Origin of the sequence: Neoroseomonas lacus, assembly GCF_014644535.1 — a bacterium.
Lineage (GTDB): Bacteria > Pseudomonadota > Alphaproteobacteria > Acetobacterales > Acetobacteraceae > Neoroseomonas > Neoroseomonas lacus.
The window spans coordinates 1-22,562 of the sequence record NZ_BMKW01000030.1 but is presented as its reverse complement, the minus strand read 5'-3'; the positions used below and the strand labels follow the sequence as shown (position 1 = coordinate 22,562).

Sequence of the window (22,562 nt, the reverse complement as noted above, 5' to 3'; positions counted from 1 at the left end):
GATCGCGGCAATCGCCTCCCATTTGAACGCGTCGGGAAAACTCCGACGCCGTTTCACGCCACCTACCATCGTCACCTCCTGGCCCTTCAGCCTATCAAAGGTGTCCGTTCAGGCGGGGCAGGCCCACGGCGCTGCCTGGTCTATGCGCGCTACTCGACTGACAACCAGCGCGAGGCCTCGATCGAGGACCAACTGCGGGTCTGCGCGGCCCGCGCCGAGCGTGAGCGCTGGTCGGTCGTCGGCACTCACTCCGACGCCGCCATCTCGGGGGCGACCACGCTGCGCCCCGGCTATCAGGCGCTGCTCGAGGCGATCCGCCAGGGCAAGGCCAACATCGTGCTGGCGGAGAGCCTCGACCGGTTCTCGCGCGACCTCGAGCACGTGGCCGCGTTCCACAAGCTGTCGATCTTTGCCGGTGTGCAGATCGTCACTCTCGCTGAGGGTGAGATCTCCGAGCTGCATGTCGGGCTCAAGGGCACCACGGGAGCGCTCTACCCCAAGGACTTGGCGCAAAAGACCCACCGCGGGCTCGAGGGGCGCGCCCGCCAGGGGTTCGGCACCGGGCGGTTGGCCTACGGCTATCGGGCGGTGCGCCAGTTCGATCCCGACGGCGAGCCGGTGCGCGGATTGCGCGATGTGGACGAGGACTGCGCCGTCGTGGTGCGGCGGATCTTTCGCGACTATGTCGGCGGCGCCAGCCCCTTGGCCATCGCCCGCGCGCTCAACGCCGAGTCGATCCCCGGCCCCGATGGCCGGCCCTGGCATGACTGGACGATCCGCGGCCGGCCGGGTCGGGAGAACGGCCTGCTGCGCAACCCGCTCTATGCCGGGCTCCAGGTCTGGAACCGCATCACCCGCCGGCGTGATCCGGTTCGGGGCGGGTCGGTGGTCCGCGCCCATACCAAGGAGGCCATCGTCGAGACGTCGGTTCCCGCGCTGCGGATCGTCGATGACGAGCTGTGGCAGCAGGCCCAGCGGCGATTGGCGGCGGAAGCGTCGCCCGCCACGCAGAACCGCGGCAACACCTTCTGGGACCGCCGGAGGCTGAAGCACCTGTTGAGCGGCAAGGTGTTCTGCGGCTGCTGCGGTCGGGCGTTCTCGGCGGTCGGGCAGGGCTACCTGGCTTGTCTCGCCGCCCGCAACCGGCAGGGCTGCCCCAACCGCCGCACGGTCCGTCGATCGACGCTCGAGGCGCTGGTCACCGTCACGCCGACGCCGACGAATACGACCAGCGACTCGATCGTCACGACAAGCAAGGCTGTCAAGGAATAGCTGCGCGCCCTGTTGATCGGTTGTGCGGATGGTGCCGCGCGTATGGCCACGAAGGTCGCAAAAATGCGTCGCGCCGAAGTCGTGACGGCAGATTCGGCGCATGGCCGACTGCCGACATCCACGAGTCACCCCTCCGCCGGAGACGGGCTGCTCACCGACCGACCAGGCGCATCGCGCCGGGTCCGATGATGCGCGCTCCGACGCCGAGGACCTGCTGCGTGCCCTGACCCGCGCCCTGGCGCGGCAGGCCGCGCGTGACGCGTGGGCAAAGGCGGTCGGCCGCCACCCGATCTCGGAGACCTCATCATGACTGCATCGACCCCGCCGCGGCGGGGCGCGCCCGCCCGCCCGCCCGCCAAGCTGCTGACCATCCGGCAGACCGCCGAGATCCTCTCGGTCTGCGACAAGACCGTCCGCCGCCTGATCGCCGCGGAGGTGCTCCGCGCCCTGCGTGTTGGCCGCTCGCTCCGCGTCTCCGAGGCCGACCTGCAGGTCTACCTGGCCCGCTGCCGGGAGGGCGACACGCATGTCCGCTGAAGTCCATGTAATTCCAGCACTTCAGGGGCCGTCGTGACTGCGGCCGGCTCGTCTTTCACTACGTTATCAATGACGCGCAATCACTTTTGTTCACCCGGAACCAGACCAGTCCCAAGGAGCCTATCGATGTCAACTTATGGGTATTTCCGGAGCGCAGCGGAGAGTGGCACATTCCCGACCCTGGCGGAACTGCGGGCGTGCTTCCTCGCCGACGAGGTCCTGCCCGAACTCCGCCGCCAGGAATGGTCGTCGGCGTTTCGCTCCCTCGCCAAGGGCCTTGGCCAGCCATTGGAGGTGATCTCTTCCGATCCGATGGTCCTCCGCCGCCTCCTGCATGGCGTGACCCCGGCCATGGCGGGCTTCCGCCCCGGCCGCTGGCGCAACGTCCTTTCCCTGGTCACCTCTGCCCTGACCCATCTTGGCATCATCCAGGTGCAGAGCCGCATCGCCACCGCCCCGTCGGCTGAATGGCAGACTATCCTGGTCCTCCTGGAGCCCGGTGCGGAGCGCCACTTCCACGCCTGGCGCTTCGCGCGCTACTGCACCGTCAGGGATATCGAGCCGGCGGCGGTCGATGGCGCGGTGCTGGAGAGGTATCTGTCCGACCTCGAGCACCGCAGCCTGGTTGCCGAGCCGGCCCGCGCTGCCCGGGAAGTGGCGCGGTTGTGGAATACGGCGGCTGACCTGCACCCGGCCTGGCCGCAGTGCCGACTGGGCGTGCCGGATCACCGTCTCACCTTCTCGCCCCCGCTCACCGCCTATCCGCAGACCCTGCGCGACCACATCGAGCGCTGGCGCGAATGGCTCGGCGGTGACGATCCCTTCACCAATCGCCCGTTCAGCGCGTTGCGGGCCACCTCCATGGCGACCCGGCTGCGCCAGCTGCGGACCTACCTGGGGGCGCTCATCGAAAGCGGCGTCGATCCCGCCTCCATGGTTGACCTCGCCGGCGTCGTGACTCCGGCGATGGCGCGAGTCGCCCTGCGCGTTCTCTGGGAGCGCGCGGGCCAGAAGTCGACGGCGCACACGTTCCAGATGGCGGCCCTGGTGCTGCAGATCGGGAAGTACTGGGCCAAGCTGCCGGAGCCTGACGTCGAGACGCTGCGCAACATGATGCGGCAGCTCCGTCCGGCCCATACCGGCATGTCCAAGCGCACCGAGGGCCGGGTCCGCGCCGCGGTGGAGGACCAGGATCGCCTCGACCGCCTGCTGACGCTGCCGGGCGCGCTGATGGACAAGGCCTGCCGTGCCGGCCCGCCCGGCCAGCGCCTGGCCCAGATGGCGCAGACCGCGATCCTGGCCGACATCCTGCTCCATCTGCCGATGCGCCTGAAGAACCTTGGCGGCCTGCGGCTGGGCGTTCACCTGATCCGCGGTCCCGGGAAGAGCATCACCGTCGACATCCCGGCGGCCGAGACGAAAAACGAATTGCGGATCACTGGGCCCCTGCCGAAGGATGTCGCCAAGCGGATGGAGGCCTACATCGATCGCTTCCGCCCGTTGCTGAACCCTGGCGGCACCGACTGGTTGTTCCCCGGGGCGGTGCCGGGCCAGCCCAAGACGGGCGAGGCGCTGCGCAGCCAGATCCGCAAAGCGGCCACGACGCAGTGCGGGCTGATGCTCACGCCGCACGATTTCCGCTCCCTGACCGGTTATCTCACCCTCCGCGACGATCGTGGCGCACATGGCAAGGTGCAGCGCATCCTTGGCCACAAGTCGCTGGCGACGACCATGGCCCATTACAGCGGCCTCGAGGCATCCATGGCGATCGCGGACTATGGCGACCTGATGGGCACCCTGCGCGCCGATGCCATGGCGCGCGGGTCCCATCGAAAGAAGCCCCGCGCGGCCTCCAAGCGCGCGTCGGGAGGGACGCAGTGATGGCGGGATTGCCGGCGCGGCGCGAACACGCGGCCCTGCCGCTGACGCAATGGCCCGAGCAGGATCGGCAGGCCTGGGATGCTGCCAACCGGCAGCCGGACTTCTTGGTACCGGGCGGTCATGCTGCCAGGTGGCGCCCCGCATCACAGCGCAATGCGGAACGTGCCCATGGCCGGTGGCTTGCCTGGCTACTGGAGCAGGGTGTTGCCCTGGCCAATGAGGCGCCGATGGCGCGGATCACGCCCGAACGATTCACGGCGTACGTCGCCTTTCTCCGCAAGGGACGCGCCCCGTGCACGGTGGTTGGCTATCTGTCCTGGTTCAGCATGCTCTGTAAGGCGATGTTCCCCGAGGGTGACTGGCGCTGGCTGCATCAGGCCCACAACAACCTCCAACGAGAGGCCAGGCCGACCCGGGACAAGCGGTCCCGCATGGTGCCCGCCCAGGGCCTCCTGCAGCTCGGGCATGAGCTGATGGAGCATGCCGGCACCGTGCTGGACGATGCCAGCGTGGCGACGACGCAGCCACGGCAGCGCGTGGCCGCCGCGCGGGACTTCCGCGACGGCCTGATGATCGCGCTGCTGGCGCTGCGGCCCCTGCGGGTCACGAACTTCCTCGGCATCACGATCGGCCGTCACCTCCGCCGATCCGGCGACAGGGTGACGCTGAGCTTTGCGGGGGAGGAGACCAAGACCAAGCGTCCGATCGAAACGATCTGGCCGGAGGAGTTGCTCCTATCCCTCGACCGCTACCTTGCGGAGGTGCGCCCGATCCTCATGGCCGCCAAGGTGTCGGTGGATCCCGCGCGTCCGCCACGGCCGGCCGGGGCGATCCTGTGGGTCGGCCAGGGTGGCACGCCGCTCACCCCCGGCGGACTGACCAAGGCTCTGCAGCGCCACACGACGCGCCACTTTGGCCATTACGTGAATGCCCACTTGTTTCGTGACTGCCTGGCGACGACGGTGGCGAACGAGGACCCTGATCATGTGCACATGGCGCAGCACATGCTGCATCACACCAAGCTGAGCACGACAGAGCGAAGTTATATCTTGACCGACAGCCGACTCGCCCTGCGCCGCCATCACGACCTGATGGCCAAGCTCCGAAAAGCAGCCCGACAGCGCCTGCGCGCCCGGGCGGAGAATGCGCCATGAGCCGCACCGATCCCGTCATCGCCAGCACCAAGGTGCCGCGCTGTGCGCTCTATGCGCGGTACAGTTCCGACAACCAGCGCGAGGCCTCGATCGAGGACCAGTTGCGCATCTGCCAGGTCCGCGCCGAGCGCGAGGGCTGGTCCGTGGTCGGTACGTTCACGGACGCTGCCATTTCCGGCGCCACCACGTTGCGCCCCGGTTACCAGGCGCTGCTCGAGGCCATCCGCTCGGGCCAGCTGGACATCGTCCTGGCCGAGAGCCTGGATCGCCTGTCGCGCGACCTCGAGCACGTCGCCGCCTTCCACAAGCTCGCCGTCTTTGCCCGCGTCCGGATCGTCACCCTCGCCGAGGGGGAGATCTCCGAGTTGCACGTCGGGCTCAAGGGCACGATGGGGGCGCTGTACCTCAAGGATTTGGCGCAAAAGACCCATCGGGGCCTGGAGGGGCGTGCCCGCCAGGGGTTTGGAACCGGGCGGATCGCGTATGGCTATCGGGCCCTCCGCACCTTCGGCGCTGATGGCGAGCCGGTGCGGGGATTGCGCGAGATCGACCCGGCCGGCGCCGCCGTCGTCCGGCGCATCTTTCGCGACTATGTCGGTGGGGCCAGTCCGCTCGCCATCGCCCGCGCGCTCAATATCGAAGGTATCCAAGGGCCGGACGGCCGGCCCTGGCATGACTGGACCATCCGCGGCCGGCCTGGGCGTGAGAACGGCCTGTTGCGGAACACGCTCTATGCCGGGCGGCAGACCTGGAACCGCACCACCCGGCGCCGTGATCCGATCCGCGGCGGTTGGGTGGTGCGGGCGCATCCCGAGGAGGCCATCGTCGAGACGCCGGTGCCCGCACTGCGGATCATCGATGACGATCTGTGGCAGCAGGCCCAGCGGCGGCTGGCCGCGGAGGCGGCTCCTGCCAGTCAGAACCGCGGCAACACCTTCTGGGACCGGCGGCGGCCGAAGCACTTGCTCAGCGGCAAGGTGTTCTGTGGCTGCTGTGGGCGGCCGCTCTCGGCGGCCGGGCAGGACTACCTGGCGTGCCGTGCCGCCCGTAACAGGCAGGGCTGCCTGAACCGCCGCATGGTCCGCCGGTCGACGCTGGAGGCGCAGGTGCTCGATGCGCTCGGCCGGCGTCTGATGCACCCGGATCTGCTGGAGGCGTTCTGCGCAGAGTTTATCGCCGAGTGGAACCGGATGTCGGCCGAGGCCTCCGCCGGCACCGACGTCCGCCGGCGGGAGTTGAAGGTCGTTGAACGCAAGATCGAGAACATCCTGGAGGCGGTCGCGGAGGGGCTGAAAGCATACGGCATCCAGCAGAAGCTGTCCGAGCTCGAGGCGCGCCGGGACGAACTGCGGGCGGCGTCAGCACAGGGGAGCACCGTGCCGCCGGCCTTGCACCCGAACCTGGCGCAGACCTACTCCGAGCGCGTGGCGGAGCTGCGGCGGGGCATCGATGCCGGGAAGGGGCAGGACGTGCTGGAGGCGGCACGGGCCTTGATCGACAAGGTCATCGTGACCCCCGGGGACGACCCCGACGATCCCCCCGGGATCGAACTGGTCGGGCAGCTCATGGCCATGCTCAAGGCCGCCGGCGCCTTTCCCGACGGAGATGATGCGAAATGCCGCGACCTCGTTTCCGGTTTGTCCACCTGTTCGGTAAAGGGGACTATGAGGGGGCAAAGCCCCTCCAATCTTCGCGGCCCACTCCCGTTGCCAACGCGGCGCCCCAGAGCATACCCCGCCCTCAATCCCGCGGCAGCGTCGCGATCGCGCGCTCATACTCCGCGGTATCGAACCCCACGATCAGCCGATCCCCCAGCGCCAGCACCGGCCGCTTGATCATCGACGGCTGCGCCTCCATCAGCGCCAGCGCGCGCTCCTCTGTCAGCCCTTCCTTCTCCGCGTCCGGCAGCTTGCGGAAGGTGGTGCCTGCGCGATTGAGCAGCTTCTCCCACCCCGCCTTCCTCGCCCAGCCGGCCAGCGTCGCGCGGTCGATGCCGGCGGATTTGTAGTCATGGAACGCATGTGCCACGCCATGCGCTTCCAGCCAGGCGCGCGCCTTCTTCATCGTGTCGCAGTTCTTGATGCCGTGGATGGTGACGGACGCGGCCAAGCTTGCCTCCTGCAATCGGGGTCGGCGCGCAGGTTACGCGGATTCGCCGCGCATCGCCTCATACGCCGCGGTGAGGTCGGCCAGTACCGACGTGCCCGGATCCGGCGTGCCAAGATGCTGATGCCGCAGCTCCCGCATGAAGGCCTCCCACAAGGCCGGCCCGCCTTCCTCCAGCAGCTGCGCGCGGATCGCCAGGTCGCGCGAGACCGGCGTGTGCCGCCGCCCCCAGGCGCCGAGATGCGCCAGGACCGGCACCAGCTGGATCGCCGGTTCAGCCAGGCTGTAGATGCCCTTCTGCCGATGCGTCGGGTCGTCGCGTCGCGTCAGCAGCCCGGCCGCAACCAGCCGCTTCAGCCGGTCGGCCAGGATGTTCGAGGCGATGCCCTCGATCGACCCGTTCAGCAGGTCGCGGAAATGCCGTCGGTTCCCGAACATGACGTCGCGGATGACGATGAGGCTCCACCTGTCCCCCAGCACTTCGAGCGCCAGGTTGATCGGACAGCCGGAGCGGTGCGGCCGGTCGGGGGATGTGGGTTGGGAATCCATACCGGTTGCAATCTAGGATCGGTTAGGCCAGAAATACACCAGTTGCGATATGCAATCAGTTTCGAACAGGAGGCGGCACCATGGCGGACCTGGTCCTGAGCGTCTTCACCAGCCTCGACGGCTATATCGAGAAGCCCGGCGGCGTCTTCGCCCCGCCGCCCTGGTCGGACGAGATCGAGCGCGACTGGGCACGCGCCGCCGTCTACCGCGCGGGGCACCTGCTCTACGGCCGGGTCAATTTCCTGTTCAACAAGGGCTTCTGGAGCGCGGCGGAGACCGACCCGACCAGCCCGGCGGCCGGCGTTTCCTACGCCGCGCGCATGAACGCGCTGCCCAAGACGGTGGTCTCGCGCACCCTGACCGGCGACCCGGGCTGGAACGCGCGGATCGCCGGTCCGGACCTCGCGGCCGAGGTGGCGCGGCTCAAGCGCGAGGCGCCGGGGGACATCTTCGCCTTCGGCGGTGCCGGCCTGTCGCACAACCTGCTCTCGCTCGACCTGGTGGACGAATTCTGGCTGATGATCACGCCCGAGTTGTATGGCGACGGCAAACCGCTGTTCCGCGGCGGGCGGCCGGAGGTGATGATGACGCTCGTCGAAAGCCGCGCCCTCGATGTCGGCTCGGTCATCCTGCGCTACCGTCGCGCGGGCCGGGGGTGAGAGCCATGGCGCTCACCCTGCATGCCCACCCCTTCTCCAGCTTCTGCCAGAAGGCGCTGGTGGCACTCTACGAGAACGCCACGGACTTCACCTTTCACCAGGTCAATCTCGGCGACGCGACGGCGGCCGACGCCCTCGGCGCGCTCTGGCCGTTCCGCCGCTTCCCCGTACTGGTGGATGGCGCTGTGGTGATCCCCGAAGCCAGCATCATCATTGAGCATCTCGACCTGCATCACCCCGGCCCGGTGCGCTTCCTGCCCGCCCACCCGGCCGCCGCGCTGGAAGTCCGCCTGATCGACCGCGTGATCGACAACGACCTGATGATACCGATGCAGAAGGTGGTGCTGGACGTGATCCGCCCGACCGGCACGCAGGACGCCTTTGGCGTTGCCCAGGCGCGGGCGCGGCTGGAGACCGCCTATGCCTGGCTCGATGCACGGCTGGCCGGACGTATCTGGGCGGCGGGCGAGACCTTCTCCCTGGCCGATTGCGGAGCGGCGCCAGCCTTGCTCTACGCGGATTGGACGCACCCGATCGACCCGCGCTTTGCGACCCTGCGTGCCTATCGCGCACGGCTGCTGGCGCGGCCGTCCTATGCGCGGGCGCTGGAGGAGGCGCGGCCGTATCGGGGGTATTTTCCGCTTGGCGATCCGGGGCGGGACTGAAGGAAGGTTGGAGGGGCTCCGCCCCTCCAAAGTGCCGGGCATTTTGGAATGCCGATTTCGGGCGCCGGGCGCGGGGGCCGGTCTCGTTGTCGGCTCCGCCACTGACGCCCGGCGCCAAGTCTCGGTTTCCAAAGGCCTCGGGCATTTGGCGGGGAGAGTTCGAGAGGGGCTCTGCCCCTCTCGATCCCTACGCGACGAGCGGCGCCACGACGGCCTTCAGCACCGCCACCGCATCGCCCGGCTTCAGCCGCACCTGCAACCCACGCTGCCCGCCATTCATGTAGACCAGCGCATGCGCGAGGGCCTGTTCCTCGATCGCCGTGCGCACCGGCCGCATCTGGCCGAAGGGGCTGATGCCGCCGACCTTGTAGCCGGTGGCGCGCTCCGCCTCGGCCGGCTTCATCATCTGCGCCGACTTGCCGCCGAAGGCCGCCGCCAGGCGTTTCATCGAGACCTCATGGTCCGAGGGCACGATGACGCAGGCCGGCTTGCCATCAACCAGCGCCATCAACGTCTTGAGCACGCGCGACGGGTCCTCGCCAATGGCCGCGGCCGCCTGCAACCCGATGCTCTCGGCATCGGGGTCGTAGTCATATTCGTGGATCGTGAAGGCGATGCCGGCCTTGGCGAGGGCCGTCGTCGCCCGCGTCGCCTTCGACATCTCAGCCGGGCGCCCAGAGATAGTCGATGGCGCACATCACCTGAAGCTTCAGCACGGCGATCGCCTCATCGATGGTGACGTGCTCGTCATCCGTCCCCATGCTTAGCGGCGATGGCCCGATGATGATCGCCGGAATGCCGCGCCACCGCCAATATCGCGTATCCGTGCCACCCAGGCTGCACACCGGCGGCGCATCGATGCCGAGCAGCGCCTTGGTGTTGTCGCGTAGGATCAGCGCCATCTCGCCATCGGGCTCGGTGCCGGAGGCGGGGTAGCTGTGGTCCTCATTGACCGTCAGCACGCAGCCGAATTCATCGGCCAGGGCGACGAGTTCGCCGCGCACGCGGTCGCGATCGGGTCCGAAGGGGAAGCGCATGTCGACATGCACGGTGCAGGCCGTCGGGATCTGCGTCGCCTTGCGCCCGCCCTCGATGATGCCGGCATTGACGGTGATGCGCAGCGCATTGTCCGCGGCACCCTGGCCGAGGATGGCATCCGCCGCGGCGATGCTCTCCGGCGTGCGCAGCACCGCCGCAATCTCCTCCGGCATGTCGGCGAGCTTGAGATGGTAGCGGTCGTACAGCGCCTGCACCGCGGCGACGATCTGCTGGATCGGATTGTTCGCCCGGTGCGGATAGCCGCCATGCCCGCCCGGCCCATGCGCCGAGAGCGAGAAGCGCAGCGTCCCTTTCTCCAGGAAGCGGAGATTGCCGAGCCCGCTCGGCTCGCCATTCAGGCAGCAATCCCCGCTGATCTCATCAGCGACGTTATCGAACAGGAACTTCGTGCCGTAGCGCCCGCCCGATTGCTCGTCCGAGACCACGGTCAGCGTAAGCGCCCCGCACAACCGGTCGCGATGCGGATACAACAGACAATAGGTGAGGATGGAGGCGAGCGTGCCGGTCTTCATGTCCGAGGCCCCGCGCCCGACGATGCGATCGCCCTTGATCGCGCCCGCCCAGAGCCGGTCATCCGAGACCGGGAACACATCCATATGCCCGTTCAGCACCAAATGTCGCCCGACATAGGGCGCGTTCCAGCGGGATATGATGTTGGGCATGTCCTCCCGCGCCGCGACGGTGCGGTGTTCCAGCCCGAAGCGGTCGAGGATGCCGCTCACGAAATCCGCCGCCTCGCGCATGTCGCCCGGCGGGTTGACCGAGCGGATGCGCAGGAAGTCCTGCAGCAGGCTGACAACGTCGTCGCGCCGCGCGTCGATGTGGCGGCAGAGGGCGGCCTTCAGATCGGCGGCGGTCGTCACTCCCACTCGATCGTCCCCGGCGGCTTCGACGTAATGTCATACGTCACCCGGTTGATCCCCCGCACCTCATTCACGATCCGGTTCGACACCCGCGACAGGAACGCCATGTCGAACGGATACACATCCGCCGTCATGCCATCCGTGCTCGTCACGGCGCGTAGGGCACAGGCCTGGTCATAGGTTCGCCCGTCCCCCATAACGCCCACCGTGCGCACTGGCAGCAGCACGGCGAAGGCCTGCCAGATCGCGTCATACAGCCCGGCATTGCGGATCTCCTCGAGGAAGACGGTGTCCACCTTGCGCAGCAGATCCGCCTTCTCCCGCGTCACGTCGCCCGGGATACGGATCGCCAGCCCCGGCCCGGGGAACGGATGCCGCCCGACGATCTCCTCCGGAATGCCGAGCTCGCGCCCGAGCACCCGCACCTCATCCTTGAACAGCTCGCGCAGCGGCTCGATCAACTGCATGCGCATCCCTGCCGGCAGCCCGCCGACATTGTGATGCGACTTGATCGTCACGGACGGCCCGCCGGTCGCCGAAACACTCTCGATCACATCCGGATACAGCGTGCCCTGGGCGAGGAAATCCGCCCCGCCGAGCTTGTTCTGCTCCTCCTCGAACACCTCGATGAACAGCCGCCCGATGGTCTTGCGCTTGATCTCCGGGTCGGTGACGCCGCTCAACTGTCCGAGGAACAGATCCGACGCATCGCGGTGCACCAAATGGATGTTGAAGCGGTCGCGGAAGGTCTTCACGACCTGCTCGCTCTCATTCGCCCGCATCAGCCCGTGATCGACATAGATGCAAGTGAGCTGGTCGCCGATCGCCTCATGGATCAGCACCGCCGCCACCGAGGAATCCACCCCGCCCGACAGCCCGCACACCACCCTGCCCTTGCCGACTTGGGCGCGGATCTTGGCAATGGTCTCGGCGCGATACGCCCCCATCGTCCAGTCGCCCGAACAGCCGCAGACGCCATGAGTGAAGTTCTTCAGCAGCGCCGCGCCATGCGGCGTGTGCACTACCTCCGGGTGGAACATGGTGCCGTAGAACCGCCGCGCATCATCGGCGATCACCGAGAACGGTGCCCCCTCGCTGCTCGCCACCGAGCGGAACCCCGGCGGCAGCGCGGTGATGCGGTCGCCATGCGACATCCACACCTGCTCCCGCGCGCCCGGCGCCCAGATGCCCTGGGTGATCGCGCATTCCCCCGTCACATCGACAAAGGCGCGGCCGAATTCACGATGGTCGGACCCTTCCACTAAGCCGCCCAGCTGCGCCGCCATGGTCTGCTGTCCGTAGCAGATGCCCATCACCGGCAGGCCCAGCTCGAACACATGTGCCGGCGCCTTGGGGCTCTCCCCCTCATTCACCGAAGCCGGCCCACCGGACAGGATGATGCCCTTCGGCGCGAAGGCGCGGATGCGCTCCTCGGGCGCGTGGCTGAAAGGCCAGATCTCGCAATAAACCCCGGTCTCGCGGAGCCGGCGCGCAATCAGCTGCGTCACCTGGCTGCCGAAATCGAGGATCAGCACCTGTTCGTGCCGGGCGGAGGCGGAAGAAGCGGTGGGGTCGGCCATGGCGGCGTGAAGCACAGGCGCGCGCTTCGGGCAAGTCGAGTCGGGTCGGTATTCACCGTTCCGCGGAGGTCATGCCCGCGTCATCGCGCCATGCCACCCCCGGCTGCCGGGTCAGCCGCGGCCGCGACAGGCGCTCCCAATGATTCGGTAGCCGGCATCGCTTCGGCTTGCCAGAGGCAGAAGCCGATGGCGCGCGGATGAACAGCGTGGCACTGGCAAGATCGAGGAGGCAGTTCGCAACCTTTCCCCGTCTCGGGCGTTCTGCCCGCAGAGGAGACACCCGATGGGCCTTTTGTTGATTGTTATTCTGCTGTTTCTACTGTTCGGAGGTGGCGGCTATTACGGCTACCGGTCCGGCTACTACGGTGGCCGAGGCTTCGGGGGCTTGGTCGGGCTGCTTCTCATCGTGCTTGTGGTCTACCTGATCTTCGGCGGCGCGTTCATGCACGGCCCGGGCATGCAATAAGCGCCGGCAATGCCTCGCGGGGGCGACTGAGCCCGGCCCGACGATCGGCGCTACCGCTCCTGCGCCGGCGCCGTCGCCGCCAGCAGCGCCTCGATCGGGTCCCACACGAAAGCGGCCTGCTCCACTTCCTTGCCGCCGACGCGGATCTCGTCATGCGCCAATTCGCGCCCGCCCAGATGGCGGTAGAACCAGCGAGTCGGGTTGTCGGCCAGCACCCACAGCATGGCCGACCGGCAGCCCACCGCGCGCAGATGCGCCCCCATCGCCCGCATCAGCCGCCGCCCGGCGCCACGCTCGCGCCAATCCTCCAGGAGGTAGAGCGTCTCCACCTCCCCCTCGGCGATCCCCGGCCGGCGCGACCGCCCACCCGAGGCGAAACCCACCACCGTCGCCCCGCCCGGTGAGCCCGCCACCCCGGCCACGGCTACGAACACCGCATGCCCGTCCCGCCGGTCCTGCACCGCCCGCTGGTAGAACCCCGCCAGCCGCTGCGCCGAAAGTCCCGCCAGATAGGCATCGGGCAGGATGCCGGCATAGGTGCTGCGCCAGACCGCCGCGTGGATCTCCCCGATCGCCTGCGCGTCGGAGGGCCGGGCGCGACGGATGCTGATCACGCCCCGCGCTCCAGCACCGCGCAGAAGAAGCCATCCGTCCCGTGCCGGCCGGGCGACAGCGCGAGGAACGGCCCCTCACAGGGCAGTTCCAACCCCGGGCGCAGTTCCGCCCACAGCCGGTCGAGCGGGATAGGGACGAAGCCGGGGGCGTGTGCCAGGAAGCGGTCCATCTGCTCCTCGTTCTCCTGCGGCAACAGGGAACAGGTAGCGTAGACCAGTCGCCCGCCCGGACGCACGAGTTCCGAAGCCTTGCCGAGAATCTGGTGCTGCACCTCGACCAGCTCGGCCAAATCCTCGGGCCGCGTCCGCAGCCGGGCATCCGGGTTGCGCCGCCAGGTGCCGGTCCCGGTGCAAGGCGCATCCACCAACACCCGGTCGAAGGACCCCGCCCGCCGCTTCGCCCAGCGATCGCCGGCCTCGAGCAGATGCCGCTCGGCATTGTCCACCCCGGCCCGTTTCAGCCGTGTCGCCGCCCCCTCCAGACGCGCGGCCGAGGTATCGCAGGCGGTGATCTTGCCCTTGTTACCCATGGTCGCGGCCATCGCCAGCGTCTTGCCGGCCGCCCCGGCGCAGTAATCCGCCACCCGCATGCCGGGCCGCGCATCGGCCAGCAGCGCGATCAGCTGGCTGCCCTCGTCCTGCACCTCGATCAACCCCTGGCGGAACGCCGCGGTGCCGGTCACCGGCCGGCGCGCCGGCAGCCGCAACCCCCAGGGGGAAAGCGGCGTCGGCACCACCTCGATGCGTTCCCCAGCCAGCAGCGTGATCGCCGCCTCCCGGTCGGTCTTCAGCAAATTGACCCGCAGGTCGAGCGGCGCCTCGGTCTCCAGCGCCGCCGCTTCCCGCGCCAAGCCGGCGCCGAACCGCGCGGTGAGCGCCGGCAACACCCAATCCGGCAGGTTCAGCCGCGGCCCGTCCGGCATGGCGGGGTCGACCAGCGGCCGCCCATCGAGCGAGGCCGCCACCCGCCGCTCGGCGGGGTCGAGCGCCGCCGGCCCGTAATGCGAATCGTCGAAGGCCGCCTCGGCCGCCTGCCGCCCCCGCCCATGGTCGCCGCTGCGGCCCAGCAGCATTTGCGCCAGCAACAGCAGCCGGGCCGTCGGCGCCACGCCCAGCCGGTCCAGATGCCAGCCGAGCCGGATGCGCTGCCGCACCACCCCCCAGGCCAGTTCCGACACCACCCGCCGGTCGCCGCCGCCGATGAAGCGACGGGTACGGAAAAAGTCGCTCGCCACCGCATCGGCCGGGCGGCGCCGCGCCGCCGGGCCGAAGCACTGCTCCTCCAGAACCCCGATCAGGTCTATCGCGCAGGCAATCCGTGCGGCCGGCGTCACGACAGCAAGCCAGGCAGACCGGCGAGGTCGGACAGCGACACCACGCCGGCCGCGGCCAGGCCGTATTCATCCGGCGCTCCGGTTCGGTTCACCCGCACCACCTGCATGCCGAAGTCCAGGGCCGCCTGCCCGTCCCAGGCATTGCCCGAAACGAACATCAATTCCTCCGGCTCACAGCCGAATTGCCGCGTCGCCAGCCGGTACACGCGCGGATCCGGCTTGAAGACGCCCACCGATTCCACGCTCAATATCTCATCCACCAATGCTTCTATCCCTGCGGCCGAGACGGCATCCGCCAGCATCCCCGGCGTTCCGTTCGACAATATGGCCACCGCGACGCCGCGTTCGCGCAGGCCGCGCAACATGGCGGGAACCTCCGGATAGGCGGGCAGGAAGCGGTAGGCCTCCATCAATTGCTTCTGCAGCGCCGGATCGTCGATGCCGTGGCGGGCGAAAACGAAGGCCAGTGCGTCGCGCGTGCAGAGCCAGAAATTCTCATGATGCGCCGCACCGGTCAGGCTGCGCACCCAGGTGTATTCGAGCTGCTTGCCCCGCCATTCGGCCGAGAGCGCTTCCCACCGCTCGCCCAGTCGCGCGGCGTGCTGCGCCATCGCCCCGTTGACGTCGAGCAAGGTTCCATAGGCGTCGAAGACGACCGCTTCCGGGGCAGGCATGCAACGTTTCCTCCTGGGCCTGCGCCAGCCTCGCCCGCGGGGGGCGCCGCGGCAAGCCGCGCCTCGCCGGCGACGGAGCGGCACCGCGCCGCCGCCACAACGCCCTCGGATGGCCTTCCAAAGGGGCCGGTCCTTTGGCGGGGTGAGGTCCGGAGAGGGGCGGCACCCCTCTCAGCTCGGCCCTTACCCCTCGGCGCGGTAATTCGGCGCCTCGCGCGTGATCGCCACGTCATGCACATGGGATTCCCGCAGCCCCGCCCCGGTGATCCGCCGGAACCGCGCCTTGGTCTGCAGGTCGGGCACCGTCCCGCAGCCGGTATAGCCCATCGCCGCGCGCAGCCCGCCCACCATCTGGTGGACCACCGTGCCCACCGGCCCCTTGTAGCCGACGCGCCCCTCGATGCCCTCGGGCACCAGCTTTAGCGTGTCCTGCACCTCGGCCTGGAAATACCGGTCCGCCGACCCGCGCGCCATCGCCCCCAGCGAGCCCATGCCGCGATAGGATTTGTAGGACCGCCCCTGGTAGAGGAACACCTCGCCCGGCGCCTCATCCGTGCCGGCGAACACACTGCCCATCATGGCGCAATCCGCCCCGGCGGCGATCGCCTTGGCGAGGTCTCCCGAGGTGCGGATGCCGCCATCGGCGATCACCGGCACGCCCTTCTCCCGCGACGCCGCGGAGCTTTCCATCACCGCCGTCAACTGCGGCACGCCCACACCCGCGACGATGCGCGTGGTGCAGATCGAACCAGGCCCGATGCCGACCTTCACCGCATCCGCGCCCGCCTCGATCAGCGCCAGCGCGCCCTCGGGCGTCGCGACATTGCCGGCGACCACCTGCACGGAATTCGACAGACGCTTGATGCGCTCGACCGCCTCCATCACGCCGCCCGAATGGCCGTGCGCGGTATCGACCACCACCACATCGACCTCGGCGGCGATCAGCAACTCGGCGCGGCGGAAACCATCCTCGCCCACACCGGTCGCCGCACCGACGCGCAGCCGGCCCATCGGGTCCTTGGACGCATTCGGGTTGGCTTGCGCCTTGTCCATGTCCTTGACGGTGATCAACCCGACGCAGCGATAGGCGTCATCCACCACCACCAGCTTCTCGATCCGGTGCTTGTGCAGCAGCGTCCGCGCCTGGTCCGGCGTCACATCCAGCCCGGTGGTGATCAGGTTCTCCCGCGTCATCAACTCATAGACGCGCAGGCTGGGGTCGGTCGCAAAGCGCACATCGCGGTTGGTCACGATGCCGACCAACCGGCCCGAACCACGTTCGACCACCGGAATGCCGCTGATCCGATAGCGGTCCTGCAAGGCCCGCACCTCGGCCAGCGTCTGGTCGGGATGCACGGTCAGCGGATTGACCACCATGCCCGATTCGAACTTCTTGACCTGACGGACCTGCGCGGCCTGCTCCTCGGGCGTCAGATTCTTGTGGATGACGCCGATGCCACCGGCCTGCGCCATGGCAATCGCCATGTTGCCCTCGGTAACCGTGTCCATCGCCGCAGAAATCAGCGGGATGTTCAGCGCAATCTCGCGCGTCATGCGGGTGCGCGTGTCGGTCTGCGAGGGCAGCACCGTGGAATAGGCAGGCACCAGCAGCACGTCGTCGAAGGCGTAAGCCTCCTCGATCATGCGGATGCCGCGGCGGGGAGTGTCATGCGTGCTGTCGGGAGCCATGGGGGACCTTTCGCGATCCGAACCTTGGCGGCCCTCCTTAATCGTGGGGGAGGCGTTGGGCAAGCGGCGGTTGCGTTGCAGGAGGGATGCGCGAGGGAGGTAGGTCGGGGGAGGAGACCTCCCCCGAATCCCCCTCCCCTTTTTGCGATGTTGGGCCGGCGCGTGGGTGGGGAGGGTGTTCCCGGCAGGTATCGGCAAGCCGGGCACGGGCTGATGTCGGGCGGCACCGCAACATGTCGTCGCTCTGGACTTTCCGGGCATCCGGTGTTAGGTTTTTATTCCAAACCCTGTCCTGACGGCAGGGACCGTTCTTTGACCCGACCCCATCCGATTCGAGGGCGCACCCCGCCGACGCATCGGGGCCGATTGTCCGAATCCGGCGCATCCGCGACACCTAAAATCCTAAAATCTTAAAGTGGGTCCGGCGCCGTCATCACCCCGCCGCGGAACCCCGTCGCCACGACATACAGCTCCGCGCTGTCCTTGCGGCTCGCCGGCGGCTTCACATGCCGCACCGTCACGAAATCCCGCTTCAGCGTCGCCAGCATCTCGCCGGTCGTCCCGCCTTGCAGCACCTTGGCGATGAACGCACCGCGCGGTGCGAGCACCCGCCGCGCGAAATCGAGCCCGATCTCCGCCAGCGCCATGATCCGCAGATGATCCGTCGCCTGATGTCCGGTGGTGTTCGGCGCCATGTCCGACAGCACCACATCCGCCCGCCCGCGCATCGCCTCGATGGTGCGTTGCTCGGCCTCCGGGTCCTGGAAATCCCCCTGCAACACGGTCGCCCCCGGCACCGGGTCCATCGGCAGGATGTCGATCGCGACAACCTGGCCCTTCGGCCCCACCACCTGCACCGCCACCTGCGTCCACCCCCCCGGCGCGGCGCCGAGGTCCACCACCCGAAGCCCAGGCTTCAGCAGCTTCAGCTTCTCGTCCATCTCCAGCAACTTGAACGCCGCGCGCGACCGCAGCCCGCGTTCCTTCGCCGCCTTCACATAGGGGTCGTTCAACTGCCGCGTCAGCCAGCGCTGGCTGGCGGTGGAACGGCCCTCCGCGGTCTTCAGCCGCGTGGACATGCCCCGGCCGGAACCGGGCGGTTGTTTCGCCATCATCTAGTCCTTCAGGAGCCGCTTCCGCTCGCTCCGGCTCACGGAATCCGTTCCATACCATTGTTTTCGCGCGCATCTTCGCCCGACCAGGTCATGTTACCCAATCGGGATCTGCCCTGGAGCATGCTGCCTTCGCCTAGGTGCCCGTCGCCTGCTCCAACCATTCTCGCACTGGAGCGGTTTGCGTTCGCTCTGGCTGACAGAGCCCTCTCGCGCCCCTTGGTTCAGCGAACGACTTCACGCCTTCTGACAATGCCAGCCGAGCGCAATCTGCCCTAGCGCCAGGCGCGGCGGCGCGATGCGGTGCGCTCAGCGCGCATCATCCTGGTCAACATGCCTTCCCGTAGTCCGCGATCGGCGACGGTGATGCGCGGCGTCGGCCAGACGCGCCGGATCGCAGCATACACCGCGCAGCCTGGCAGCACGAATTCCACCCGTTCCGGCCCGACGCAGGGATGCTGCGCAAGCCCTTCCCGCCCCAGCGCGAACAGATCCCCCAGCGCCAGGTCCGCCGCCTCGCATTCCAGGATCTTGCCATCGACCAGCGGCCGCTTGTAGCGCGGCAAGGCCATCGCCACGCCGGCAAGCGTGGTGACAGTCCCCGAAGTGCCCATCAACCGCACCCCGCCCACGCGGATTTCCTGCCCGATGCAATGCACCCGGTCGAACTCCGCCAAATGATGCGCCACTTCATCGACCACATCGCAGAAGCCGCGCTGCGTGAAGCAATCCTGCCCGGCCCGCTCGGCCAGCGTCACCACGCCGAGCGGCAGGGACAGATACCCGATCAACTCCGGCGGCTCCCCCGCCCGTGGCCCATCCGGCACGCGGATCCAGGCAATCTCGGTGCTGCCGCCGCCAATGTCGAACAACAGCGCGCGGCGATCAGCGGGTTCCAGCAGGGGCGCGCAAGATTCCATCGCCAGCGCCGCTTCCTCTCGCGCCGAGATGATGCGCAGGCGCAACCCCGTCTCGGCGGTGATGCGCGACAGGAAGGCCGCACCATTGGTGGCGCGCCGGCAGGCCTCGGTCGCCACCGCCTCGAACCGCCGCACCGGCCGGCGCGCCAGCTTGTCGGCGCAGGCCCGCAACGCCGAGGCCGCCCGGTCCATCGCCCCATCGGCGAGCCGCCCGGATTGCGCCAACCCCTCCCCCAGCCGGACGATCCGGCTGAAGGAATCAACCACCCGGAAGCCGGAGGTGGTCGGCGCCGCGACCAGCAGCCGGCAATTATTGGTACCGAGGTCGATCGCCGCGAAGGCCGCCTGGCCGTGCTCCACGCGCGCGCAGGCCGGCGCCGCCGTTTCGGGCGGGGCGTCGGGGATATGGCGTGCGACTGTCTCGGTCATTCCAGGGTCCGGACCGGCGCGGCGGCGGCCGATCGCGCCTTCATGATCCGGACATGTGGGTGCCGGGGCAAGCGCTTTCCATCTCCGCCCCCGCATCTGGCATCACGGGCGGTGTTGCCCACCCCGTTGGACGATGCTACATGCGCGCCCCGGCCAGTGCCGATCCCGCTTGGGGGATAGTTTAACGGTAAAACTCCCGACTCTGACTCGGGCATTCTTGGTTCGAATCCAGGTCCCCCAGCCACCTAACACCCTGTCGGGTGGTATCCATCGGAACCTCAACGATTTCCTAGGCTCGGTCCAGAACCGGAGCCAAGATGTTGCGGTCATCTGCACCACAACTGCACCACAAGACGCACCACAAGGCCGCCCTGCGACTAGTTAGGCGCTCGGGTGTCTATCACTACCGGCGACGTGACCCCTTCGGCAGTTCCCGCGAGATCGTTATGTCTCTGGGGACCCGGTTGTTCCGTAGGGCCGAGTGGCTCGCAGACCAACTGGAGCGCCACGTCCAGGTGTTACGCAGCCGAACCATGACCATCGAAGACATACGCCGGATCCTTCGGGAGTATCTCGGCCAGCTTCTGACTGCCGACACAACTTCCAGGGTAGCCGTGGAGCCCGGTCTCCCCGTCTATGCGTCCTGGGTTCCGGGCATGGACGACGTTGCCACCAACCCCGATGACGCTGACGTTGCAGAGGCTCGTGGGAACCTTGAGGCCTGGAAGGCCGCACGGCGATCCAGGGACTACGCCTCAGTCTCCGAGGAGGTCGAGGATCTCGCTGGCCGCTACAAGATCTCAAGCGAGATGTGGCCCACCCTCGCCCTCGGCATCATAGAGACGTTCATCAAGTTCAATGAGGTCGCGGAACACCGGGCCAGCGGCGAGGCCTTCACCGTTCTGGACGTGGCTCCTGGGCCCGTCGTTCCCCCGGCTCTGGTTGAACCGACAGTCAGTGACACCAGGGCTCCGTCGAAGGCCCCGCTCATCTCTACCCTCGTTGAGCCGTTCTTCGTCCAGCGTGAGAGCGTCGCAAAGGCGACCCAGCAAGTCATGGGGCAAGAGCGGGGAACCCTGCGACGGTTCATCGAAGCCGCAGGAGATCGCCCTGTGAACGAATACGGCCGAGGAGACGTCACGGCGTTCCTCAACACCCTGCGCCGCCTTCCAACTAACTACGGCAAATCACCAGAGGACAAGAAACTGTCCCTCGCTGACATCATTGCCCAGGCCGATGCGAAGGGCGTTGAGCGCCTCTCGGACAAGACCGTGAAGCGCCACCTGTCGGCCCTCTCTCAGTTCTTCAAGTTCGCCATGGACCTCGGCCACATCAGCAATGCCCATAGAACCGAGTTGGTGGAGGACCATGCCTTCAAGGAGGAACGGAAGGCGCGGGATCAGCGAGACGCCTGGACCTCTGATGAACTCATCAAACTCTTCAAGTCACCCGTCTGGACCGGTTGCGAGCCGAAGCATCGAGCCACTGCGGGGCCAGAGATCATCAGGGATGCGAAGTTCTGGCTGCCTCTGCTGGCCCTGTTCCACGGTGCTCGCTTGGAGGAGTTCGCAGACCTCCGCTGTAGTGACGTGATCCAGGATGAGAACGCTGGTGGCCTCTGGGCTTTCGACCTCAATGAAGAGGCACGGCGCCTGAAGACCCAGAACGCCATCCGCATAGTCCCTTTGCACCCGGAGATCATCCGCCTGGGCTTTCTGGACTACCTCACGAGAACCGCCCCGAAGCCCGGGGATCCGCTGTTCCCCGACCTCACACCCCAGGGCAAGGATAGGAAGCGGGGTCCAAGGTTCACTCGGGACTTTCGCTACTACCGCGAGGCTGTCGGGGTCTACCGGGAGGGCGTGGGGAGGCGCACTGTCTCCACGGCCCTCTGATACGCCGTGTCCTTCGCATAGGCGCGCACGGCCTGCCTCCGCCATCCGGGCGCGCGCTACTGGCCGGCCGCACGCCAACGCCATCCCCCGCCGATCCGACAGCGCCGCTAGCTTCGGCCTTGGTCGAGCCCTACTTCGTTCGCCGGGAGAAGATCGACCAGACGCGTCACCAAGTCATGGGCCAGGAACGGACCACGCTTCGGCTGTTCCGCGAGGTCTGCGGAGACCGCCCTGTCAGCGAGTATCGCCGTAGCGATCTAACCTCGTTCCTGGGGACGCTGCGACGCCTGCCAAACACTTACGGTCGCTCGCCGAAGGACAGGACCCGCACCGTCGCCGAGATGATCGCGGAGGCGGAAAGCCGGAACACTCCCCGCCTGGAGGAGTTCGCAGACGTCTACGGGGGCGACCTTCAATGCGACGCGGGGACGTGGTTCCTCAACATCCTGGAGACGGAGGCCAATGAAGCGGCCGCCATGACGGGCCGCAGTCTCAAGACCCGGAACGCCACCCGCACCCTGCCCTTGCATCCGGAGGTCATCCGCCTGGGCTTCGTGCAATACGCGCGAGAAGGCGCCGCATCCGGACGACCCATTGTTCCCCGACCTCCCGCCACAAGGGAAGGATGGTCGGCGCGGCGTACGCTTTACGCGCAACTTCATCTACTACCTTCAACAGGTCAGGGTGTATCGGCCCGGCGTTGGGATGCACTCGTTCCGCCATACCGCCATCACGCGCTTGATTGACGCCGGACAAACTCGTCCTACGTCTCGCGCGTGCTGCGGCTGACCCTGCTGGCATCGGACATCGTCGAGGCGATGCTGAATGGGCGACAGCCGGAGGGGATGACGCTGCCGAGGCTGATGGAGCCGTTTCCCATTGAAAGGGAGCGGCCAGCGAGCCAGTAGTCGGTCCCAGTGACGGAGACTCGGGGATTGAAGTGATTTGACGCAAGGTGTACCTCATATTTTCTACAATCGAGAATTGCACGATTACTGAGGTCGAAATGCCTTTGTTGATCACAGGCGGCCTCGGCTTTATCGGCTCGGCCGTGATGCGTCGGCTGCTTTCGACCACCGATGAGGTGGTAGTGAACATCGACCG

Annotated in this window: 21 protein-coding genes and 1 tRNA gene; 11 read left to right on the top strand and 11 right to left on the bottom strand. The window is 67.9% G+C overall.

All coding sequences use genetic code 11. The features are described 5' to 3' along the window. The 5 genes from IEY36_RS29435 to IEY36_RS29415 form a co-directional block, all read left to right on the top strand. Positions 1–1,272, top strand: a 1,272-nt coding sequence (locus IEY36_RS29435; protein ID WP_188973749.1) for a recombinase family protein, incomplete at its 5' end; no start/stop codon positions are given. Positions 1,273–1,578: 306 nt separating this feature from the next. Further along, positions 1,579–1,809 carry a helix-turn-helix domain-containing protein gene (locus IEY36_RS29430; RefSeq protein ID WP_188973747.1) on the top strand — a complete coding sequence of 77 codons (231 nt, stop codon included), beginning with the start codon at positions 1,579–1,581 and terminating at the stop codon, positions 1,807–1,809. Positions 1,810–1,935: 126 nt separating this feature from the next. After that, positions 1,936–3,690: a site-specific integrase gene (locus IEY36_RS29425; RefSeq protein ID WP_188973745.1), complete on the top strand. Its 1,755-nt coding sequence runs from the start codon at positions 1,936–1,938 to the stop codon at positions 3,688–3,690. Next, complete coding sequence (locus tag IEY36_RS29420) at positions 3,690–4,844, top strand: site-specific integrase (protein ID WP_188973743.1); 1,155 nt, start codon at positions 3,690–3,692, stop codon at positions 4,842–4,844. The genes IEY36_RS29425 and IEY36_RS29420 overlap by 1 nt, the downstream gene beginning before the upstream one ends. Continuing rightward, positions 4,841–6,679 (top strand): recombinase family protein, encoded by a 1,839-nt coding sequence (locus IEY36_RS29415; protein ID WP_188973741.1) that lies wholly within the window; start codon positions 4,841–4,843, stop codon positions 6,677–6,679. Before IEY36_RS29420 ends, IEY36_RS29415 begins: the two co-directional genes overlap by 4 nt. Here the strand turns inward: IEY36_RS29415 and IEY36_RS29410 are convergent. Further along, entirely contained in the window at positions 6,585–6,953 is a 369-nt protein-coding gene (locus tag IEY36_RS29410; RefSeq protein WP_188973739.1) for an ArsC family reductase, read from the bottom strand. The genes IEY36_RS29415 and IEY36_RS29410 overlap by 95 nt on opposite strands. A 33-nt stretch (positions 6,954–6,986) precedes the next feature. Next, positions 6,987–7,499 carry a winged helix-turn-helix transcriptional regulator gene (locus IEY36_RS29405; protein ID WP_188973737.1) on the bottom strand — a complete coding sequence of 171 codons (513 nt, stop codon included), beginning with the start codon at positions 7,497–7,499 and terminating at the stop codon, positions 6,987–6,989. An 80-nt stretch (positions 7,500–7,579) separates the two neighbouring features. On the opposite strand from IEY36_RS29405, the gene IEY36_RS29400 reads away from it, so the two are divergent. Both IEY36_RS29400 and IEY36_RS29395 read left to right on the top strand, forming a co-directional pair. Next, a complete protein-coding gene (locus tag IEY36_RS29400; protein ID WP_188973735.1) occupies positions 7,580–8,158 on the top strand; it encodes a dihydrofolate reductase family protein in 579 nt (192 codons plus the stop codon). A gap of 5 nt (positions 8,159–8,163) precedes the next feature. After that, the gene (locus IEY36_RS29395; RefSeq protein ID WP_188973733.1) at positions 8,164–8,823 is read left to right on the top strand and encodes a glutathione S-transferase family protein; all 660 of its coding nucleotides are present in this window, start codon (positions 8,164–8,166) and stop codon (positions 8,821–8,823) included. 187 nt (positions 8,824–9,010) lie between these two features. On the opposite strand, the gene ybaK is transcribed toward IEY36_RS29395, so the two are convergent. From ybaK to guaA, 3 genes are read right to left on the bottom strand one after another with little or no spacing between them, the layout of a single operon-like run. Next, a complete protein-coding gene (gene ybaK / locus IEY36_RS29390) occupies positions 9,011–9,484 on the bottom strand; it encodes a Cys-tRNA(Pro) deacylase (protein ID WP_188973731.1) in 474 nt (157 codons plus the stop codon). A gap of 1 nt (position 9,485) precedes the next feature. Next, positions 9,486–10,745, bottom strand: coding sequence for a M20/M25/M40 family metallo-hydrolase (locus tag IEY36_RS29385; RefSeq protein WP_188973729.1), 1,260 nt, complete (start codon positions 10,743–10,745; stop codon positions 9,486–9,488). Next, positions 10,742–12,325: a glutamine-hydrolyzing GMP synthase gene (guaA, locus tag IEY36_RS29380; RefSeq protein WP_188973727.1), complete on the bottom strand. Its 1,584-nt coding sequence runs from the start codon at positions 12,323–12,325 to the stop codon at positions 10,742–10,744. Before guaA ends, IEY36_RS29385 begins: the two co-directional genes overlap by 4 nt. A gap of 283 nt (positions 12,326–12,608) precedes the next feature. Between guaA and IEY36_RS29375 the strand changes: the two genes are divergently transcribed. Further along, positions 12,609–12,791, top strand: a complete 183-nt coding sequence (locus tag IEY36_RS29375) for a DUF3309 family protein (RefSeq protein WP_188973725.1) — start codon at positions 12,609–12,611, stop codon at positions 12,789–12,791. Positions 12,792–12,841: 50 nt separating this feature from the next. Here IEY36_RS29375 and IEY36_RS29370 read toward each other — a convergent pair whose 3' ends face one another. The 6 genes from IEY36_RS29370 to IEY36_RS29345 all read right to left on the bottom strand — a co-directional run bounded on the left by IEY36_RS29370 (position 12,842) and on the right by IEY36_RS29345 (position 19,563). Beyond that, positions 12,842–13,405, bottom strand: coding sequence for a GNAT family N-acetyltransferase (locus IEY36_RS29370; protein WP_188973723.1), 564 nt, complete (start codon positions 13,403–13,405; stop codon positions 12,842–12,844). Continuing rightward, positions 13,402–14,739 (bottom strand): RsmB/NOP family class I SAM-dependent RNA methyltransferase, encoded by a 1,338-nt coding sequence (locus tag IEY36_RS29365; RefSeq protein WP_188973721.1) that lies wholly within the window; start codon positions 14,737–14,739, stop codon positions 13,402–13,404. Before IEY36_RS29365 ends, IEY36_RS29370 begins: the two co-directional genes overlap by 4 nt. Continuing rightward, positions 14,736–15,413, bottom strand: coding sequence for a haloacid dehalogenase type II (locus tag IEY36_RS29360; protein ID WP_188973719.1), 678 nt, complete (start codon positions 15,411–15,413; stop codon positions 14,736–14,738). The genes IEY36_RS29365 and IEY36_RS29360 overlap by 4 nt, the downstream gene beginning before the upstream one ends. Positions 15,414–15,596: 183 nt before the next feature. After that, entirely contained in the window at positions 15,597–17,102 is a 1,506-nt protein-coding gene (gene guaB, locus IEY36_RS29355; protein WP_188973717.1) for an IMP dehydrogenase, read from the bottom strand. A gap of 410 nt (positions 17,103–17,512) precedes the next feature. Further along, positions 17,513–18,217, bottom strand: a complete 705-nt coding sequence (locus tag IEY36_RS29350; protein ID WP_229681693.1) for an RlmE family RNA methyltransferase — start codon at positions 18,215–18,217, stop codon at positions 17,513–17,515. Between the two features lie 272 nt (positions 18,218–18,489). Beyond that, complete coding sequence (locus IEY36_RS29345; protein WP_188973715.1) at positions 18,490–19,563, bottom strand: Ppx/GppA phosphatase family protein; 1,074 nt, start codon at positions 19,561–19,563, stop codon at positions 18,490–18,492. 170 nt (positions 19,564–19,733) lie between these two features. On the opposite strand from IEY36_RS29345, the gene IEY36_RS29340 reads away from it, so the two are divergent. From IEY36_RS29340 to IEY36_RS29330, 3 genes are all read left to right on the top strand, one after another. Next, a tRNA-Gln gene (locus tag IEY36_RS29340) sits at positions 19,734–19,807 on the top strand. A 289-nt stretch (positions 19,808–20,096) separates the two neighbouring features. Beyond that, positions 20,097–21,458: a hypothetical protein gene (locus IEY36_RS29335; RefSeq protein ID WP_188973713.1), complete on the top strand. Its 1,362-nt coding sequence runs from the start codon at positions 20,097–20,099 to the stop codon at positions 21,456–21,458. 119 nt (positions 21,459–21,577) lie between these two features. Continuing rightward, positions 21,578–22,204: a site-specific integrase gene (locus IEY36_RS29330; RefSeq protein ID WP_188973711.1), complete on the top strand. Its 627-nt coding sequence runs from the start codon at positions 21,578–21,580 to the stop codon at positions 22,202–22,204. The last annotated feature ends 358 nt before the right edge of the window (positions 22,205–22,562 follow it).